Origin of the sequence: Pseudoalteromonas sp. BSi20429 (genome assembly GCF_000238895.1) — a bacterium.
Classification (GTDB): domain Bacteria; phylum Pseudomonadota; class Gammaproteobacteria; order Enterobacterales; family Alteromonadaceae; genus Pseudoalteromonas; species Pseudoalteromonas arctica.
In genome coordinates this window covers 15,532-35,895 of record NZ_BADV01000094.1, presented here as the reverse complement: position 1 = coordinate 35,895, position 20,364 = coordinate 15,532, and the positions used below count along the sequence as shown (strand labels likewise).

The 20,364-nt window shown below is 38.6% G+C and carries 18 protein-coding genes and 1 tRNA gene; 11 read left to right on the top strand and 8 right to left on the bottom strand.

Annotated elements, in window-relative coordinates; all coding sequences use genetic code 11:
• The first annotated feature begins 14 nt into the window (after positions 1-14).
• The 6 genes from P20429_RS02380 (at position 15) to P20429_RS02405 (ending at position 5,138) form a co-directional block, all read left to right on the top strand.
• Complete coding sequence (locus tag P20429_RS02380) at positions 15-1,037, top strand: MBL fold metallo-hydrolase (protein WP_007586444.1); 1,023 nt, start codon at positions 15-17, stop codon at positions 1,035-1,037.
• A gap of 55 nt (positions 1,038-1,092) precedes the next feature.
• Positions 1,093-2,562, top strand: coding sequence for a LysM peptidoglycan-binding domain-containing protein (locus P20429_RS02385; protein WP_033027133.1), 1,470 nt, complete (start codon positions 1,093-1,095; stop codon positions 2,560-2,562).
• A gap of 66 nt (positions 2,563-2,628) precedes the next feature.
• Positions 2,629-3,117, top strand: coding sequence for a peptidylprolyl isomerase (locus P20429_RS02390; RefSeq protein ID WP_007586440.1), 489 nt, complete (start codon positions 2,629-2,631; stop codon positions 3,115-3,117).
• A 21-nt stretch (positions 3,118-3,138) separates the two neighbouring features.
• Positions 3,139-3,867, top strand: a complete 729-nt coding sequence (locus P20429_RS02395; RefSeq protein ID WP_007586438.1) for an SDR family NAD(P)-dependent oxidoreductase — start codon at positions 3,139-3,141, stop codon at positions 3,865-3,867.
• A 10-nt stretch (positions 3,868-3,877) separates the two neighbouring features.
• On the top strand, positions 3,878-4,717 hold the full coding sequence (locus P20429_RS02400; RefSeq protein ID WP_007586436.1) for an amidohydrolase: 840 nt from the start codon (positions 3,878-3,880) through the stop codon (positions 4,715-4,717).
• 49 nt (positions 4,718-4,766) lie between these two features.
• Positions 4,767-5,138 (top strand): hypothetical protein, encoded by a 372-nt coding sequence (locus tag P20429_RS02405; protein WP_007586434.1) that lies wholly within the window; start codon positions 4,767-4,769, stop codon positions 5,136-5,138.
• Between the two features lie 94 nt (positions 5,139-5,232).
• Here the strand turns inward: P20429_RS02405 and P20429_RS02410 are convergent, their stop codons facing one another.
• From P20429_RS02410 to P20429_RS02425, 4 genes are all read right to left on the bottom strand, one after another.
• Positions 5,233-6,408, bottom strand: a complete 1,176-nt coding sequence (locus P20429_RS02410; protein WP_007586432.1) for a mandelate racemase/muconate lactonizing enzyme family protein — start codon at positions 6,406-6,408, stop codon at positions 5,233-5,235.
• 26 nt (positions 6,409-6,434) lie between these two features.
• Positions 6,435-7,202 (bottom strand): class II aldolase/adducin family protein, encoded by a 768-nt coding sequence (locus tag P20429_RS02415; RefSeq protein WP_007586431.1) that lies wholly within the window; start codon positions 7,200-7,202, stop codon positions 6,435-6,437.
• A gap of 165 nt (positions 7,203-7,367) precedes the next feature.
• Positions 7,368-7,691: a c-type cytochrome gene (locus P20429_RS02420; RefSeq protein WP_002957866.1), complete on the bottom strand. Its 324-nt coding sequence runs from the start codon at positions 7,689-7,691 to the stop codon at positions 7,368-7,370.
• 183 nt (positions 7,692-7,874) lie between these two features.
• Complete coding sequence (locus tag P20429_RS02425) at positions 7,875-8,414, bottom strand: DUF2058 domain-containing protein (protein ID WP_002957867.1); 540 nt, start codon at positions 8,412-8,414, stop codon at positions 7,875-7,877.
• 198 nt (positions 8,415-8,612) lie between these two features.
• Here P20429_RS02425 and P20429_RS02430 point away from each other — a divergent pair, with 198 nt between their 5' ends.
• Positions 8,613-9,761 carry an MFS transporter gene (locus P20429_RS02430; protein ID WP_007586429.1) on the top strand — a complete coding sequence of 383 codons (1,149 nt, stop codon included), beginning with the start codon at positions 8,613-8,615 and terminating at the stop codon, positions 9,759-9,761.
• Here P20429_RS02430 and P20429_RS02435 read toward each other — a convergent pair.
• Together P20429_RS02435 and P20429_RS02440 are read right to left on the bottom strand one after the other, a co-directional pair.
• Positions 9,728-10,228 (bottom strand): prolyl-tRNA synthetase associated domain-containing protein, encoded by a 501-nt coding sequence (locus tag P20429_RS02435; RefSeq protein WP_007586427.1) that lies wholly within the window; start codon positions 10,226-10,228, stop codon positions 9,728-9,730. The two genes, P20429_RS02430 and P20429_RS02435, sit on opposite strands and share 34 nt — an antisense overlap.
• Position 10,229: 1 nt before the next feature.
• Complete coding sequence (locus P20429_RS02440; RefSeq protein WP_033027130.1) at positions 10,230-10,625, bottom strand: hypothetical protein; 396 nt, start codon at positions 10,623-10,625, stop codon at positions 10,230-10,232.
• Between the two features lie 167 nt (positions 10,626-10,792).
• Here P20429_RS02440 and P20429_RS02445 point away from each other — a divergent pair.
• From P20429_RS02445 to P20429_RS02460, 4 genes are all read left to right on the top strand, one after another.
• Positions 10,793-10,868, top strand: a tRNA-Ala gene (locus P20429_RS02445).
• A 178-nt stretch (positions 10,869-11,046) separates the two neighbouring features.
• Positions 11,047-12,309: a PotD/PotF family extracellular solute-binding protein gene (locus tag P20429_RS02450; RefSeq protein WP_007586422.1), complete on the top strand. Its 1,263-nt coding sequence runs from the start codon at positions 11,047-11,049 to the stop codon at positions 12,307-12,309.
• Positions 12,309-15,527 carry an ATP-binding protein gene (locus P20429_RS02455; RefSeq protein ID WP_007586420.1) on the top strand — a complete coding sequence of 1,073 codons (3,219 nt, stop codon included), beginning with the start codon at positions 12,309-12,311 and terminating at the stop codon, positions 15,525-15,527. The genes P20429_RS02450 and P20429_RS02455 overlap by 1 nt, the downstream gene beginning before the upstream one ends.
• A 59-nt stretch (positions 15,528-15,586) precedes the next feature.
• Positions 15,587-17,794, top strand: a complete 2,208-nt coding sequence (locus tag P20429_RS02460; RefSeq protein ID WP_007586418.1) for an EAL domain-containing protein — start codon at positions 15,587-15,589, stop codon at positions 17,792-17,794.
• Positions 17,795-17,870: 76 nt separating this feature from the next.
• On the opposite strand, the gene P20429_RS02465 is transcribed toward P20429_RS02460, so the two are convergent.
• Both P20429_RS02465 and proB read right to left on the bottom strand, forming a co-directional pair.
• On the bottom strand, positions 17,871-19,118 hold the full coding sequence (locus P20429_RS02465; RefSeq protein WP_007586417.1) for a glutamate-5-semialdehyde dehydrogenase: 1,248 nt from the start codon (positions 19,116-19,118) through the stop codon (positions 17,871-17,873).
• A complete protein-coding gene (gene proB, locus P20429_RS02470; RefSeq protein WP_007586416.1) occupies positions 19,115-20,221 on the bottom strand; it encodes a glutamate 5-kinase in 1,107 nt (368 codons plus the stop codon). The genes P20429_RS02465 and proB overlap by 4 nt, the downstream gene beginning before the upstream one ends.
• Positions 20,222-20,364: the final 143 nt, after the last annotated feature.

The window sequence follows — 20,364 nt, the reverse complement described above, 5'->3', positions numbered from 1 at the left end:
CGTAGAGATAATAAATGAAGTTAAAACTTTCAAACATAGCCTCTTCATGTAAGCACTTACTATTAGCATGCACTTTATTATCAATAGTACCTAGCTCCTATGCTGCCGTCACTTGGAATACAATAAACCCTCATATTCAGTTTTTAAAGCAACAAGACAAGCTTCGCTTTTACGACTCTAACCAAGTGTTAATTGAAGGCGAGAAATGTGCCTTACTTGTTGATACGAGCGCCAATTTTGCCGCAGTTGAACAACTTGCTGAAGATTTAAAGAAACGCCTTAAAACACCTTTATGCTATTTAGTGGCTACCCACTACCATGACGATCACTTGCTAGGTATGGCGGTTATGCAAAATTTTTACCCTAATGCTAAGCTCATTGTTCATCAGCAGGTAAATAAAAATTTTAACCTTTATCAAACAGCATATACCGACAAACTAGACACGTATGAAAAGAGCATTGAGCTGAGCTACCAACGATTAGCGAATGTGCCCAAAGAAGAGCAAGCTAAATGGCGAAATAAGTTAGAGCTTGCAAAAAAACGACTTTTTCGCTGGCAGGAGTATCAGCTCAGCAAACCCGAAATAGTAATTGATAGTCGTAAAGTTATCGACCTTGGTGATTTTGAGGTAACGCTTGAGCCGCAACAAGCCCATACTAACGGCGATTTAACTATTACTACTAATAATGGCAGTGTGCTGATTGGTGGCGATATCGTTGACTGGCTTCCTTACCCTGGGCACGGTGAACTTAAAAGTTGGCAAGCGTTGCTTAAGCAATATATTAACGACGAAAAGCTCACTATTATTTTACCTGGGCACGGAGGCACATTAACAAAAGAGCAGCTGAAACAGCCTCTATCATTTTTAACAGCCATAATAGAGCACGTTAAAAACAATAAAGATCAAAGTATTGAGCAGTTAATGCTATCGTTTCCTGAATCAGTTATTGAGCCTTATAAACAAGAAGCGCTTAATATAAAATCGAGTAACTTCTTTTTACAAGCTGGCCTAAATCGCGCAAAAAGCGCAGAATAACTCAACACAACGGATTGTGTTAAAATAATAAAAGGAATTTACAAAAGTGATCACTATGCGCAGTTTGGTTTTATGTTGTTTGGGTATTTTGTTATTTGGTTGTCAATCAACGGAGCAAGAACCACAAGAAGCTCCACAAATATTTACTCATTTTGAGCCTGACTATACTTATGATATTGAAGAAGAAGTAGCTCAATCGCCCCAAGTTAGTGAGCACGTTACGTCACTTCAATTCAAAAAAACAATCGTAAAAAAGCGCCCACCAAGAACCACCGATCTGTGGGTGCATATAGCCAACAATCTACACTTTACGGTTTATCAAAATCGCGCGTTAAAAAAGCGTATCAGCTGGTACGCAAAGCAACCTAACTACTTACAAACTGTGAGTAAACGCGCAGCGCCTTACCTGTATCATATCGTAAAAAAAATTGAGCAAAAGCAACTACCTATGGAGCTCGCTTTACTACCATTTGTAGAAAGCGATTTTAGACCAACGATAGCCTCATCACAGCAAGCTGTTGGTGTTTGGCAGTTAGTTGGCGCAACAGCGCATCACTTTGGAGTTAAGTCAGACCAATGGTACGACGGGCGCCAAGACGTACTTGCTTCAACCGATGCAGCGCTTGATTACTTAAGCTACTTACATAAACGCTTTGATGGTAATTGGCTACATGCTTTGGCTGCTTATAACAGTGGTGAGGGCCGCGTTAAACGCGCAATCGAAAAAAACAAAAAGCGCGGTAAAAGCACCGATTACTGGTCACTCAGTCTGCCAAAAGAAACCGCCGACTACGTACCCAAGTTACTCGCTTTAAGCTATTTAGTTAAGCACCCACAAAAGGGCATTAAACGCCCAAAGCTTGCATATAAGCCATTTACAACACAGATGAATATAGGCCAGCAGTTCGACTTTTCAGTCATCGCTAAGCTCTCTGGTATAGGTTCAAAGCAGTTACACGCGATTAATCAGGGATATTTAAAAAATCAAAGCTCACCTAACGGGCCGCATACTTTACTGCTGCCTATAGGGCAAGAGGCCTTATTAAAAAGTCAGTTTTTTAAATCAAACTTTGCTGGAGAGTACATCGTTAAACAAGACGACACGCTTTACGGTATTGCTAGACGTTTTAGTATGTCGGTAAAAGCTTTAAAACAACTTAATAACAAAAATAATAATTTAATAGGCGTTGGAGAAAAGTTATTAGTTGGACAACCTAAAACCCTGCCAAGCACATTAACAGTTGATTACAAAATTAGCCCTTATTTAGAACACCAAGAGATTGCGATTCCCACCATTGAAATAGATTACGAAGTTAAGTCGGGCGATAGCCTTTGGAGTATAAGTCAGCTTTACGATGTACCCCATAGCGACTTGGCAAAATGGAACAAACTCTCTGCATCGAGCATTTTAAAGCCTGGTACTCAATTAGTACTGTTTATACCACAGGCTGAAAAGCAAAAAGCAGCCCCAACAAAAAAAGATTTTCTGCTAAATTTACAAAAAACACTAAATCAGCCACGTTAAGTTTATAAACAAGTATATTTCGCGTAAAATTGCGCCCTAACATAGTTATTATTTTAAGAGACAAGCATGCAAATTAGCAAAAATTCAGCAGTTGAATTTCATTACACCCTTAGCGAAGCGGGCGAGCAAATTGAAAGTAGCACAAACGAAGCGCCACTTACTTACATTCATGGCAGCGAAGGCATGCTTCCTGGTTTAGAAAAAGCACTTGAAGGCAAAGAAGCTGGCGAAAAATTTAGTGTAACTCTAGAGCCAAGTGAATCATACGGCGAGCGTGTTGATGACTTAATTCAGCGTATTCCGCTTAAGCATCTACAAGGCGATGTTAAAGTATGGAAACCTGGTATGACAGCAATGGTTAGCTCTAACCAAGGTCGTCATCAGGTTACTATTGTTAAGGTTGGTCGTTTTAACGCAGATTGTGATTTAAACCACCCATTTGCTGGTAAAACGCTAACGTTTGACGTTGAAGTTATATCAGTACGTGAAGCAACAAGTGAAGAAGTTTCTCACGGACACGTGCACGCTGAAGGCGGCTGTGGTCACTCTCACTAGTTAGCAATAAAGGAAGTAAGTATGTCTAAAGTTGCAGTCGTTACAGGTGGTACAAAAGGTATTGGCTTAGCCGTAGTAAAGCGTTTGCTAAACAATGGCTATGAAGTACATAACCTTGATATAGAGCTGAGCGAAATCGGTATATTTCATCAGTGTGATGTAAGTGATGTATCGGCGGTAAAAAGCTGTATCAACGCTATCTGTGAACAAAGCAAACGTATTGATGTACTTGTTTCTAATGCTGGAAAACACTTAAGCGCAAATATAGAAAGCACCGACGAGCAAACTCTCGATGCACTTTTTGCGCTTAACGTTAAAGGCGCTTATGCCGCAATACAAAGCGTATTGCCAAGCATGAAAGCGCAAAATGGCGGCGCTATTATATTAGTCGCTTCCGATCAGGCAATTATAGGTAAGCAAAACTCTTTTGCGTATAACCTAACAAAACATGCCCTTGCCTCAATGGCCAAAACAACAGCGCTTGATTACGCGGGTTTTAATATTAGAGCAAATGCGGTATGCCCTGGCACAATAGAAACCCCGCTTTTTCATAACGCGATAGATGCGTACTGCGCAAAAAGTGGCGCAAACAAAGCTGAAATAGTTGCCGAGGAAGCAAGTCTTCAACCGCTTAACCGATTAGGTCAAGCCGACGAGGTTGCCGCCCTTGTGAGCTTTTTAGCAAGCGACGATGCCAGCTTTATTACTGGCAGCCTACAAAGCATTGACGGTGGCTACACTGCCCAATGAGTAATGTGCAATGAGCCTAAAAATTATTGACCCACACGTACACTTTTTTAATTTAGTAGAAGGTCAATACTCATGGTTACAAGGCGCTAACCCACCAGCGTGGCCAAATTTAGAAAAAATAAAACAGCCAGTAAGTGCACAGCAACTTGTTAAAAGTACTGACTTTGAGCTAGTAGGGCTTGTTCATATAGAAGCAGGGTTTGATAACACCTCCCCTATTAACGAGCTAAACTGGCTAAGCTCGCATTTAAAAAACCTTTCATTTAAGGCTATTAGTTACAACCAAATTGACTCATCGGCTAATCAGTTTATAAACTCGTTGGAAGCTTTAACTCATCTGAGTTTGTGTGGCATTAGAGATATAACCGAAGGTACTGACGCAAAGCGTTTATTAGATGCTAATAGTTTTAAAAACCTGACAATATTATCAGATACCCAACTGCATTTTGAAGCTCAGTTTGATATTGAAAATAGCGAAATAACCAAACGAGTGGCTTACTACGCTAAGCAGCTACCGCAGCTTCAAATTATAATTAATCATGCAGGGTTGCCAAGTAATTTAAATGATTGGCGACAAGGTGTTGAGTTACTTGCTCAGCATGACAACATAGCAATTAAATTCTCTGGTTTTGAATTACTACAACTCACCAGCGAGCAACAAGCAGCGTGTTTTAGTTTTCTTTTTAATCACTTTGGCCAGCAGCGTATTATGTTTGCTAGCAACTTCCCTGTGTGCCAAATAAATACAAGCTACAACAATCTATGGCACTGCCATAAGGCGTTATGCTCAAACGATAAGACATGGCATGACCTTAGCTATACAAACGCTAAGCACTACTACCAAGTGTAAGTAAAACTAGTTATATTAAACTCTCTTTTTATGATAATACGGCCAATTTATGAAAATGTACTTTTTACTAATCGTTGTATTTTCAGCGCTTCTTCTCAATGGCTGCATATCTCAAAACCCAGACCCGACACCTAAGCTGCAACATGCCCTACTGGCAAAGCCAAATAAAACAGCCGTTAGCAAAGCAATTAAAACACTTGTACATATGCAAGAGACTCAATTAGCTGATGATGTATTTACTACCAGCAGCACAGTAACCCTTAGCAATGTAGATGGTAATAATATTATCGACACGCAAAGTCGCAATACACCCGATCAGTTTGAATTGATGATTAAAGGTAATCAGTGCTACATACGCCATCTCGATAGCAAAGCAACTATTGAACTTAAAGACGTGGAATGTAAAGTCAACGAGTTATAACAAGCTTTACCTCCCCCAAAAAAGTAAAAGCCGGTAAGTGACTAATCACTTACCGGCTTTTTAATGCATAACCTAAAGTTAGGTTAAAAGGCTATTATTTTATTTCTACGCGTTGAGAACGCATAACAATCTCATCGTTTAATTCAATACCCAACCCAGGCTCTTCTGATACTTCAAAGAAACCATTTTTAGGTTGTGGGTCTTGTAAACATAACTCGCGGTTCCACTTTTTAATCGCATAAGTATGGTGCTCATGAATCAAAAAGTTAGGGATAGCCGTTTCTAAGTGCAGTGATGCTGCTGTTGCAACAGGCCCGCCACATACGTGAGCTTGAATACGCACATCAAAAATATCAGCGTAATCACACACTTTTTTGGTTTCGGTAAAACCACCACATAAACCAATATCTGGCTGTAGTACATCAATACTTTGATCTTCTAAATACGGGCGCACACCCCAGCGATTATACAAACGCTCACCACCAGCAATTGGCACATTAACTTTATCTGCTACTTTTGCATGTAATGAATGGTTTAAATAGTTAACTGGCTCTTCAAAATACATGCAGTCAAATTCTTCTGCAATTTCACCCAACTGAATAGCTGTTGTCACACCAGGTAAGCTGTGGCATTCAAAAATAATATCTACTTCGTCACCTACCGCTTCGCGAATAGCTTGCATACGTGCACGGTATAACTTCATTTCAGTACGTGAGATTATTTTTGTACGGTCATAATAAGTATTGCCGTCTTTATCGTACTGAATTGGATCTACTTTTACTGCGTCGTAACCTTCAGCTATCGCTTTTAAAGCAGCTTCTGCGTATTCTTGCGGTTGTACTAGCGCTTTAAATTCGCTATCCCAGTCAAACTGTAATTGCGAAGCGTAAGTGCGTAGTTTGTCGTTAACCTTACCGCCTAATAACTGGTATACAGGTAAACCAAGCGCTTTACCTTTAATATCCCAAAGTGCGGTATCAATTGCGCTCATTGCAGCATAAACAACAGGTCCGCCACCTAAGCCCCAAAAGCTCTCACGTAACATACGAGACCATAGTTTTTCTGTTTGAAACGGGTCGTGGCCGATTAAAAAGGCATCGGCCATTTCCTTAATCATAGCCGCTGCAGCACTGTGACCTAAATCGTATGCAAGGCCCGCTTCGCCAACACCACTAATACCTTCGTCAGTATGAATACGTACAAACACAGGTGTCCAAGAAGGTCTATCAGGACAGTGAATATCAAATACTTCAACGCGATTTACTTTCATTAAAATTCCTTATTAACCGCTATGGGTTATTTTGCAAAACTAGAGTCAAGTCGATACGCTTTACGTAACATCGCAGGCCACGCAAGTTGCCCGCCAGTGCTGCCACTGTGTACTACGTTTGCTTGATTATAAATATTGTCGATTATAGGTTGCGGTACTTCAATCACCTCTTGCGAGCTTGATTGTAGTGCTAATTGAATTTCACACGCTCGCTGTAAATCATAAAAGCGCATAAACGCATCGCCTACCGTTGGGCCTACTGTTAAGCCACCATGATTTACCAATAACATATGGTTAGTGCTGCCCAAATCATCTTGCAGCACTTTTCGCTCGTCGTCGTTAACTGCAAGCCCTTCGTAGCCATGATAAGAAAGCGATGGTAATGAAAACATTGAATATTGGCTAAGCGGTAATAAACCATTTTTTTGTGTAGCGACAGCGATTGTTTCTTTAGTATGAAGGTGAATAACACAATGAGCGTCTTCGCGTACCTCATGAATCGCACTGTGAATAGTAAAACCAGCTGGATTAATACTAAATGGCGTATCGTCAATAATGTTACCGTCTAAGTCGACCTTTACTAAATTAGACGCAGTTACTTCATCAAAGGTTAAACCAAAGGCATTCACTAAGTAATGATCGGTGCCAGGCAAACGTGCTGATAAATGCGTATAGATTAAATCCCCCCAACGAAAGTGCTCTACCAGTCTATAACACGCGGCTAAATCAATACGCAGTTGCCACTCTTGTGCCGATACTTTATTTTTTAAATCGAGTTGGGGTAAATCAAACATAATAAGCCTTTTAAAAACGTACATTATTAACCTGTACGAACAGATGTTTAGAAGTCTAAAGCAGTCTCTATTTTATAGCAAACACCAAACAAAACAGCCACACTATTGTGTGGCTGTTTATAAAACTAAAATACCAATTGCATTAAAATGGTATAGCTGCGTAAATTATTTTACGTTAGCTAGGTAATCTGCAATTGCTTCAAACTCTTCATCAGTTACCGTTGCAACCATTGCTTTCATAGCCATGGTCATACCGTTATTACGTGCACCTGATTTGATGTCTTTCATTTGCGCTACTAAGTAGTCTTTGTTTTGACCGTTTAGTTTAGGGTACATACCCATAATTGGTGCTTTACCTTCAGCGCCATGACAAGTTTGACAATTTTTAGCGGTATAAAGTGCAGCGCCATCGGCAGCAGCTGCATTAAACGAGAAGCTTGCGGCTAAAGTAATACCCGCGCCTAATAGTAGTGTTTTCATCTTGCTCATTGTATTTACTCTTCTTTTTTGACGGTTAGAAAAACTGTTCTATTGATTGTAGTAAACAATCAAATAAAAAGCATACGTACGAAACGACGCTAGACGATCAACTTAACCAAAAACCGCTAACTCGTTTCTGTCTCACTTTTATATACTTTAGCAAATAAAAATGAGCTTACCCTTAATGGACTATTACCACACTATATCATCTGGTACTTCAAAGTCTGCGTACGGGTCATCTTCATCTTTTGGTTTGTTTTCTGGCTCTACATGAAAAACAATATACTTTTCGTCAACTTCAGCCACTTTGCGTGCTGGTTCGTCGTCTAATACGTAAAATTGCCCTTCTAGTACACAAATAGCTAAACGACCGCCCGATAACGCTTTTTGCGTTTTCTCGTTTACGTCGATATTTTTTACTTTATTTTGATAAGTAAAATTAAATGTGCGCTCACCACGAATAGCGTCTTGGTTGTGGTGCTCTAAAATTTGTTTAACACGCGCTTCTTGCTCGCGCTGCTTTAAGCTTACTTGGCGTGTTTGGTTAAGCTCTTCAGCTTTTTTTTGCTGCTCTAGCTTGGTTTGTTGAATATGCTTTTGCAGATCACTTGGGTTGCTAGTAGCCCCTTTCTTTTGCTTTTTTTGTTGCTTACGCTTTTCTGATTTAGCAACTTTAGCATTATGCGATGTTGTTAATCCTGCTTGAAGCAATTGGTCTTGTAATGAACCCATGGCTTTGTTCCACTAAAAACTAATATTATCGCTATTTTAATCACCAACGAGTTCAAATAACAGCGCTATCGACATTAATCTAGCAAACTAGTTAAAACAAACCATGATATGGCGCAAAGAGCATGGTTTTAATTATCAATTAAAAACAATTTTTAATACAATGCCACGCAACCAATCAGCAAATGCACAAGCCATATAATGCGTTTACCTCATCTACTCGTTTGCTCGGTATTTATATTTTTTGTGCTTTATGCACCGCAACCCCTACTTAGCCTTTTTGCGAGCGAATTTAATGTAGCACCTGCGGGAGCTGGCAGCTTAATGACTGCAACTATGCTGCCCTTAGCCATTGCCCCGCTCGTTTATGGTTTATTTTTAGCAAAAATAAATCCATTACTTATATTACGTATTGCAATGGTGCTTTTAGGCCTTAGCTGCTTACTTTTTATTTATGTACCTAGCTTTGAGCTTTTATTATTAGTCAGATTTTTACAAGGTCTAACGCTCCCCGCAGCTTTAACAGCAATGACTAGCTATATAGGTATGAGTTATAGCGCTGATACACTTCAAAAAAAGATGACCCTATATATTGGTAGCAGTATAGTTGGTGGTTACTTTGGTCGTGTGCTCGCAGCTTTGTTTAGCGACTTATGGAATTGGCAGAGCTTTTATTACGTAATTGCTTTTATGCTTATTTGCTTAGCTTTAACAATCAAACATTCTCGCTTTACAAACCCAGCTACACCGTCGCAGCTCTCCCCTCTGGATTACATTAAACAACTTAAAGAAGGCGCTATCCTTAAAGTGTACGGTGCCGTCTTTTGCATGTTTTTTTGTTTTGCTGCATTACTTAATTACTTACCGTTTATATTACAAAACACGTTTTTAATTACCAATACTCGTGACATAGGTTTAGTTTACAGTGGTTATTTAGTTGGTGCCCTCGCCTCTATTGCTGCACCTTGGTTGCTTAAAAAAGTCCCTTCACCTTGGCATTTATTAACTGCGGTATTTGGTTTTTATAGTGTGAGTATTATTTTATTAATGAGCCACCAGCTTAGCTTATTTTTAATCGCATTTACTTTGTTTTGTGGTGCTATGTTTGTGATTCACTCAACCGCAGCGCCACTCGTTAATAAAATAAGTAAAGCCCCACCAAGTGTAACCAATGGCGGATATGTATCGTTTTATTACAGTGGTGGTGCATTGGGGTCGTTATTACCCGGTGTGGTATACCAACATCATGGGCAAACAGCGTTTATGTTTACGCTGCTTGCGGTTTGCTTATGCGGTTTATCGTTAATTATGTGGGCTTATTTTGAGGGTAAAAATACAACGCGCGGTTGATGCTTTGTGTGATTAAAAAATGTTTCTAAATCAGCTTTACTAAGCAACCATGTTTGGGTGTTTTCAAACGGATGACAATGAAACAAACCACCACCCCAAATATCTTGATCGACCCATAAGCTCACTTCGTTTTGCTTATCATTTAAAAGAGCCAACATAGATACACACCCAGGAGCCACTTTTAAATACGTTGCTAAGCGTTCACTCGATGCAAACCCTAAACGCGAAAGCCCTTGTTGCTTTGATAGTGCCTTTAAATCGAGTTGCTTATTGTGCGCTGTAATAACTAAAAAGTGTCGCTTGCCTTCGTTATCGCGTAAAAATAGGTTTTTAAGACGAGTACCTGGGCGCTCAATCATAAACTCATCAGCCGCTAAGCTAGTATGTAGCGGCGGATGTTCTATTGCATCGTAAGTAATATCTAGGTCCGCTAAAAGCTCTGCTAACTTCGTTTTATCAGCAAACATATTACAAACAACGCCCTCTTAGTTGTACGCTCAAATCTCGCCATAAAACATCATTAACTTCATGTTTGTTATCGCAATATTTACGCTCTTTTAGCTCTTGGTTCAATAATTCAACTGCTTGGTCTTCTAGCTGTAACTTTAGAATGCTCGATTCTTCAAAATGCTCTTGTTCAATATACTGCTTAACCTCACCACGGCTTGGTCTCTTGTTAGGACCACGGTCAAGGTTAAAGTTTTCACGATGCTTAGCTTTTACCGAAACAACATAAGCAAAAAGCTTATTGCCTTGCTCATCTTGCTTTTCGTGAAACTGTTTATTATTTATTTCAAAAGGCGGCTCATCATTTGAGGCACAGCCAGCGAGTAAAACCATAAGCGCTAGAACACATTTTTTCATTGTTTTTTTATCGTTTTAGTTTTGAATTAAGCCGAGTCTAACAAAAATTGACGTAAACAGTGAAAATTTACGAAAAAATACTTGACCAAATTTATAAAAAAACTTAAAGTTCGTCCCGCTTGGAACTCAGCAGTCAAGCAGTTACATTATATGTAATTTAGGAATGTGGGGCTATAGCTCAGCTGGGAGAGCGCCTGCCTTGCACGCAGGAGGTCAGCAGTTCGATCCTGCTTAGCTCCACCACTTTCCTACTCCTTTTCAAATTCGCTCTACTCTTCTATTTTTCCATTGTTTTATTATTTTTTGATACCCTACTATTTTAATTTCTCATTCTATATAATTTTAAATTTATCCATTCAACTTGTGTCTTTACAAGTTCTTAGCTATACATAATGTCACACATTAGTACTTTAGGCTTAACATGGACAACCCTAAGCGTTCGACGCTAAAAAAGCTAGCTGCTATAGGTTTAACAGCTGGTGCAATAACACATGCGCCTTATGTTTTTGCCCGAAAAAAAGTCACATTAAGAGTGCTAGGTACGCATGTAACACTCCAAGAGGCTATCCGCAAACAAGCGATGAGTGACTTGGGTATTAATATAGAATTTACTCCCGCAGGCAGCGCTGCCGTTTTGCAAAAGGCATCAATGGACCCTAGCTCCTTTGATTTATACGAACAATGGTCAAACAGCATTAATGTGCTTTGGGATGCAGGTTCTATACAGCCAATAGAAAAAAAACGACTCACCTACTTTAACGAGATAAATCCACTTACTAAAACGGGAAAATTAACCGAAACTGCAAGTATTGGTGCAGGTGATGCTCCCTATAAATTATTAAATGTTCAACCCGATGGCACATTAAGCGCACAAGAAAGCGATCATATTAGCTTTTTACCTTATGTGCATAATGTTGACTCTTTTGGTTACAACACCGATTTTATTAAGCCCGGTATAGCATACGAAACCGAAAGCTGGAGTTGGCTGCTTGATGACGAGAACAGAGGTAAAGTAGCTATCGTAAATGCGCCTACCATTGGATTATTTGACCTAGCCCTAGCAGCGCAAAGTAAAGGGCTTATAAAATTTAAAAATATAGGTGTGATGACTCGCCCAGAACTTGATAGATTGTTTAGTATATTACTCGACTTTAAACGCCAAGGTCACTTTAGTGGCTATTGGAACTCGGTTCCTGAGTCGATTGAATTTATGAAAAGTAAACGAGCCCATATAGAAAGTATGTTTTCGCCTGCCGTGTCTGCATTAAACAGCCAAAATATTAATGTACGATTTGCCGCGCCAAAAGAAGGCTACCGAGGCTGGCATGGTGTTATGTGTTTATCGTCACAAACACAAAGTAGCGTAAAAGATGCAGCTTACGATTATATGAATTGGTGGCTTTCAGGCTGGCCTGGTGCATTTATTGCTCGCCAAGGTTATTACATTAGTAACCCGCAGCGCTCTAAACTACTCTTATCGCCGGCCGAATGGGATTACTGGTACGGTGGAAAAGCAACAAACATAGATTTATTAAATACAAATGGCGACGTAGCTATTAAAGCTGGTGCGCAACGTAATGGTGGTAGTTACCATAAACGCTTTAGCAATGTAGCAGTATGGAATACAGTTATGCCAACCTATGACTACAGCCTGCAAAAATGGTATGAGTTGATTAGCCGATAATGATAATAAATTCAATTAAATCAAAAATAATATTAGCTTTGTGTTCGCTGATTGGATTACTTCTTTTACAAAGCTATTTGTTTAACTATTCGCAAACGTCCTTACTTAACTTGCAAAAGTCGCAGCATAACGCGCTTATTCAAAGTGAAGCTGTGAATCACTTAGAAAACGATATTATTTCCCTGCAAGGGCATGCAGTTTCATTTATTGACAATGCAAATGAAAATACGATTACCAAATTTAATTTTTACTTAAATAAGGCAAATCTAGATCTCGAGCAGCTAAAAACAAACACTCAAAACCAGACCCCTGAGTATCAAAACTCACTAATACGCCTTGGCGAGTATTTAAATAATTACCAAGATACATTTGGCCAAGTTGTCGTAAACAGACAAAAACGCGAACGCCTTTACACTACTCAGTTCAAACAGCCTATTGATGATCTGCAGGTAACAATTAGTGATTTAGAAGGGTCTTCAAACAATGATAATAAAGTTATTTTTAACGATGTTTTACTCACAATAAGTAATTTAAAACATGCAATTATAAGCTACCTCTATAAACCTAATTTTGATGAAGCACAAAATGTAAAACAAAACTTAAATCACTTACATAAAAAACTAACGAGCACCTCTGTAATAAATGAATCCCTCTCCAATAAAACAACAAGCTTAAAACAAGCTTATAACCAACTTGTATTACTCACCCGTAGCTACACTTTTTCTGTGAATGTAGTGCTTACAGGCATAGAAAACGAATTGCTGTATTTAACTAATGAAATTAAAAACATAGAAAAAAATAAACTAATCAAAACAGAAGAGCTACTAAGTAGCCACTTAACAAAAAATACAGAACAGGCAAATATATTTGCCGTTTTAATTATGTTAATCATTTTATTTTTAAGCTATTTTATTTTTAGATCGGTTATAAAACCAATTACTCAGCTCACTTTATTACTTAAAGATATGAATAGCGAAAAGCCAGTAACTATTTCAAATAACAGCCAAAATCAAACTGAAATAGCATCGGTAATAAAAGCAGCTAACGCTTTATATTTAAAAAATAAGCAAACCAAAGAGCTACTCAATGAAACCCGCGTATTAAATTCCCAAATGGAAGCAATGAATGCCGACCTGACGAGTGCCATGGAGCAAACCGATAAAGCCAATAAAACAAAAATAGATTTTGTAGCCAATATGAGTCATGAACTTCGCACCCCAATGAATGGCATATTAGGTATGTTGCAACTTTTACAAAGCAGCGAGCTTCCCTCAAGGCAAAAACACTACGCAGATAAAGCTTTTTCAAGTGCTCAAAATTTATTGCAGATTTTAAACAATATTCTGGATTTTTCTAAGCTAGAATCGGAAAAAGTTCAGTTAGAGCAAATCCCTTTTACCTTACATACTATTGTTTCTAACGTTCAAAATTTATTCTCAACAAATGCCAAGCAAAAAGGTTTGTTATTAAACTTTACTTTACACGTTGATGCAGGACTTGAACTTATTGGCGACCCAATGCACTTAAGCCAAATAATAAATAATTGTGTAGGTAACGCAATTAAGTTTACAGAGCATGGTGAAATATCATTAATTATAGAAGCGACATCTCAACACGAAAAAACAATAAACCTACGCTTTAGTATAAAAGACACGGGTATTGGGATGACCGAAGAGCAATCAAAAATTATATTTCAGTCTTTCTCACAAGGTGATTCAAGCACAACAAGAAAGTATGGTGGGACCGGTTTAGGACTCACTATAAGCAAACAATTAACTAAATTGCTGGGCGGAGATATACAAGTAAGGAGCACGATTAATCAAGGTAGCGAGTTTTTCTTTACTTTACCCTTTACTTTATCTGAGCAACAAAAGCTTAAAAAACACGCCTTATTAATTAGCCCCGATAATGAGCAAATTAAAAAATTAATGGACTTACTAAGTGATATAAATATAACGACAGAAACAACACAAGAACCATTAAGGGCCATTGCAAAAATGTCTCAGCCTAGTAGCCCATTTAGTATTGTAATAATGTCGATAGAAAAAAAAGAGCTCAACGATAACTTTATTTTACAACAACTGTACGCTCAAAATAAAAACGTTAATGAAAAATTGACACTGATTTTATTAATTACCGATGAAGAGTCTCCTGAGCCAATTGCAAAAAATGAAAATATAGACATTATAATTATTGGTAATAAAAATAGTGAAGTTGAAATTTTAAGAAAGCTTTCACCAAATAATTTTAAAGAAAAGCAATTAAAGCCTCACCCTAAATTCTCGGGTTTTAATGCATTAGTTGTTGATGATAATAGAATTAACCAAGAAATAGCCTCCGCCCTTTTAGCAAGATTAGATATGACCGTGATCATTGCTGACAATGGACATGATGCATTAGATAAAGTAGAGATAAATGACATCGATATTATTTTTATGGATGTTCAAATGCCAGTTATGGATGGGCTTGAAGCAACAAGCATATTAAGAGAGCGAGGCTACAAAACTCCCATAATTGCCATTACGGCAGCCGCAGATCCTAATGATAAAAAAGCAGCGTTTAGAGCGGGTATGGATGACTTTTTAGTAAAACCGATTATTTTTGATGCGCTTTACGAAAGTATTGAAAAGCATCTGCAAAGTAGCGAATCTCTGAGCACTATAAACCTGCCTTTAGCAAAAGAAAACCTAGAAAACAATGACGAATTGTTAGCTAAATTATTTACTCAGTTTGTCAACGATTACAATGACTTTTCGATTAAAGCTGATATATTAATCAAAAATGAAGAGTTAGAAAGCTTAATTCGACTAGTACATACACTCAAAGGCTTGGCCGGCACATTAGGCTTTGAGCTACTGCAACAAAGCGCGCAAAGTGTTGAGAAAAGCTTAATAGATAAGAAAAGTATTAATTTATCTCATTTTAATGAGCAATTAATACTTACACTTTTTGCTGTAAAACAATTTTTGATAGCTGATAGCTTTAAAAAAGAACATATACAGCAACATGAACTAGAAAACGAAGACTCGGTTATTGATAATATATACTCATTAGCATTAACGGCTCGCCCCGTACCTAGCAGTTTGGTTAGACAGCTAGAAATGAATCAATATGATAGAGGCCACTCTCTATTTAAGCTCAAAGAAGCAATTGATCATTTTAACTACGCGTTAGTAATTGAGCTTATTGATAAGTATAGAAACGATAATAAAAATTAGGCATAACCACTAACCTGAACTAGATTTAATATTGTAAAGAACGCAGAGAAGGACAGATAGTGCATTCAAATTACCTCGCAAACAGTAATGGATTAACCACAGAGAAAAAACATAAACCTTTAATTCTTATTGTTGATGACGAACCTAGTAATTTACACGTATTAGTAGAAGGACTTTTAACTGACTACGATGTACGTATTTCTACTAGTGGTGAGCAGGCTTTGATATTTATTGAGTCAACTCGGCCTGACTTGATTTTATTAGACATAATGATGCCTGGCATGGACGGCTACGAAGTATGCAATATACTCAAAGCGAAACAAAATACCAAAGGCATCCCCGTCATATTTGTAACTGCGCTTACAGAAGAAGAGTCTGAAGAAAAAGGCTTTGCTATGGGCGCAATCGACTACATACACAAGCCTTACAAACTAGCGCTCGTTAGAGCACGTATTCGCACTCATATTACCGCTCAAGGCATGCTAGATAGGCTTATAGAAAAAAACTTTGACCTGCACGACAAGCTACTTGAAATAGAATCACTAATACAAGAGCTAAGCCAGCGAGAAGAAGAATTAAAAGAGCTCTCATCAAAACAAAAATTATTTTATCAAGCCCTAACGGGAACCGCTGATGGCGTTGTTATTACCGACAGTAACGGAAAAATTATTGCCGTAAACCCTTCATTTTGCCGGATTACAGGTTACTCTGAATCTGACTCCCTGCAAATGCAGTTGCACGATATTAAACAAAATAACCACCCTAGTATTAGCTTTGATCAAGTATGGCATCATGCAAACCAAGCAGGATATTGGAGTGGAGAGCTAGTAACCAGACGAAAAAATGGCGAGCTTTATCCTGAGTTATTAACTCTTAGTATGGTAAGAGGCGAGCAAGATACCAACGTGCACTATATTGGTGTATTTAGTGATATTTCTAGCGTTAAGATAACGCAAGAAAGAATTCACTACCTCACATGGCATGATGAACTTACAGGTTTGCCCAACCGAAATGGTTTTTTAAAGCAGTTGGAGCAGCAACTTCAGGTTTGTAGTACCGAAAATAGTTATGCCTATATTTATATTATTGACATAGACAGCTTCCACTCAATAAATGATGGATTAGGCCTACTCGCTGGCGATAACATTTTAAAAGAATTAACTAAACGAATTCATTCTAAGGTGAATAAAAAAGATGTTATTGCTCGCTTAGGCAGTGATGAATTTGCAGTACTGTGTACAGTTGAAAAAGGCGTTGGCAGGATCAGAGCCCAAGCTATGGCTGAAAATAAAGCCCAAGAACTGATCATAAGTGTAAACCACCCCTTTGTCGTTGATGAACAAGACGTTAGCTTAACAGTAAGTATTGGCACGTATATTTTTCCTCGGGAAGATCAGTGGGAAAGTGCTATAGAAACAATCCGTAACTGTGAGGCGGCTTGTTACAAAGCAAAAGAAAAAGGCGGTAATAGAGTTACCTTTTTTGACACTTCGTTTGGCGAGCAAGCAAAACGCCGTTTTGAAATAGAGCAAGATTTACGTAAAGCAATCTCAAATAATGAGTTATCCCTATATTTACAATCCCAATTTGACCGAAGCCAAACCCTTAAAGGGGCTGAGGTTTTATTAAGATGGGAGCATCCTCAAAAAGGCTTCATTAGCCCTGGTGAGTTTATATCTATAGCCGAAGAGTCAGATATAATTTATGACTTAGATTGCTGGGTAACTTCAAATGCACTTGAAATATTAACGCAACTTAGTAAAACTCACCCTGAGTTAAACCTATCAATTAATGTAAGTGGCAGGCACTTTCATGAAGCGCGTTTTTTAAGCTTTATTAGCCAACAAATAAAGCAACATAGCATTAATCCTCAGCAACTCACTATTGAGATAATTGAAGGTACATTGCTTAATCACATGGAAGCGGCTATTGAGGCTGTTCACTTTCTCAAGAAGCTAGGTATTAGGGTATCAATTGATGACTTTGGTACTGGATATTCGAGTTTAACTTATCTTAAACAATTACCCATACAAGAACTAAAAATTGACCGTTCTTTTGTATTGGAAGCACCAACTGATAATAACGATAAGTTAATTATTGATATGATTGTAAGCTTAGGCCGTTTATTTGAACTCGAGATAGTTGCTGAAGGTGTAGAGAACCAGTCCCACTTTGATTTATTGCAAGAATATCCAGAAGTTATTCTTCAAGGCTATTATTTACACAGGCCTGAACCTGCAAGCGACTGGCTTGAAAAATTAAATTAATTACAGAGTAGTCTGAAAAAACAAAAAAGCCGAGTATTTCCATACTCGGCTTTTTAATGAAATTAAGCTTTAGCGGTTACTCGCGAACTTGGCCTTCACCATTCACTAAGTACTTCTCAGTAGTCAGTGACTCAAGTCCCATAGGGCCGTATGCATGAAGCTTAGAAGTTGCTATACCAATCTCTGCGCCTAGACCCAGCTGTGAGCCATCAGAAAAGCGAGATGATGTATTAACCATAACTACAGAAGCATCAACACTACGCTGGAATAACTCTGCAGCGGCTGCGTTTTTAGTGCAAATTACTTCAGTGTGGTTTGATCCAAACTGTGCAATGTGTTCAACCGCTGCCGTAAAGTTTGGTACAACGCGAATAGCGATTTCTAGGTCTAGATATTCTTCACCAAATTCGTTATCGGCTAACACAGTTGCATTATCAAAGTATTTAGCTGCAAAGCTGTCAGCATTTATTTTTACACCTTCTTGGCGTAATACAACTGCGCACAGATTTAAAAACTCATCTGCAACATCTTGATGAACTACTAAGCCCTCAAGTGCATTACAAACACCCGTACGTTGCGTTTTACCGTTAAGTAGTAAGTTAAGCGCAATTTCTAGGTCTGCATCTTTATCTACATATAGATGACAAACGCCTTTGTAATGCTGAATTACTGGGATCGTACTGTTTTCAGTAACAAAGTTAATTAAGCCTTCACCGCCACGTGGAATTATTAAATCAATGCTTTCACGTTGCTGCATCAATTCCATTAATAGTGCACGATCTGGATCTGGAATCACTGAAATAAGTGATACTGGTAAGTTATGCTTTTCAAGTACGCTGTGCATTACACTTGCGATAGCTTGCGAACTTTTAAGTGCTTCTTTACCGCCACGTAAAATTACGCCATTACCTGATTTAAAACATAATGCGCCAGCATCTGCTGTTACATTTGGGCGTGCTTCGTAAATCATACATACAACGCCAAGAGGTACGCGCATTTTACGAATTTTAATGCCATTTGGACGCTCTGTTATATCACGTAGCTGACCAACAGGATCGTCCAGGCTTACGATTACTTCAATGCCTTCTGCCATTGCTTCAATACGCTCATCGTTTAGCGTTAAGCGGTCGATCATTGAGGCTGCTAAGTTATTGTCGCGTGCTGCGCTTAGGTCACTTTCGTTTTCTTTGATTATAAATGCTTTTTGCTCTCTTAGTGCCGCTGCCATTTCAACTAGTACTTGATTTTTAGTCTCGGTATCGAGTAAAGCAAGTGTATGGGCAGCTTTAGCTGTCTGGCGTGAAATGTCCGTAATTAAACTCATGACTTCTCCAATAATGCGATATGTTTTTCAGATATAACTGGTCCAATTGAATCCTGCATTTTTTCGCTGAATTCACTCTGTTCGTTGTCTGCAATAAAGTTTAACAAACAGCTACTATAATTTGCGGTCGCTTTAGCTAAACGCGTACCGTCTTCACTACGTACTAAAATGGTATCACCAACAGCAAATTCACCATGGACTTCCATGATTTCATCACCGCGAATACATCCACTTTCACCTTCAAGGGACTCATCAAATGATCCATCAACAACAACTTCACCTTGCTCATTTGCTGTGTGTGTCATCCAATGTACAGAATCTTGCATCGGTTTTTCGTACGGTAAAAATACGCTACCAGGATTTTCCCCAGCTAGCAGTTTCGTAAATGTTTCTTCTTTAAAGCCGTTTATAATATAAGTCGCGATACCATGTGACGTTGCTTTTTCTGCCGCTTCTATTTTGGTTTTCATGCCACCAGTACCAACAGCACTTGTAGCACATCCTGCCATAGCATAAATAGATTCATCAATTGATTTTATTTCAGGCAGTAACACCGCATCATCATGTAAGTTAGGGTTTTTATCATATAACCCATCAACGTCTGAGAATATTAATAAAGCATCGGCATCGGCTGCTGCTGCGACCATTGCTGATAAGTTGTCGTTATCACCCACTCTTAAGTCGTCGGTAGTTACAGCATCATTTTCATTAATAATAGGAAAAACACCATGCTCAAGTAAAGTAAACACTGTTTCGCGAATACTTTGGTAACGCTCGCGGTCACGTAAATCGCCGTGCGTTAATAATAGTTGCGCAGATGGAAAGTCAAAAAAGCGGTCCCACATGGCGATCATTTCTGTTTGGCCTGCTGCTGCCATTGCTTTTTTCATCACCACAGAGCGAGGTTTGTCTGATGGGAATAAATGCGCTCCAGCCGCTACAGAACCCGATGATACTAAAATCACCTCGATTCCACGGGCACGACAACGAACAATGAACTGTGCGATGGTTAATATGTGACGCGAACGGCAGCCATCTTGATCTGGTGCAATTAATGCACTACCTACTTTAAGTACGATACGTCGCCAATTTAACTTTTGCATAAATGCTCAACTTTCCATTTTATCTGCGCTCATCTTAATTAGATGAGCTAAAACTAAGTAGCTAGGTTTAAAACATAGCTTCGAATTTTTCTTTTCATTTAGGCAACACTTTTTTACACACACGCAAAAACCATATCTAAAAC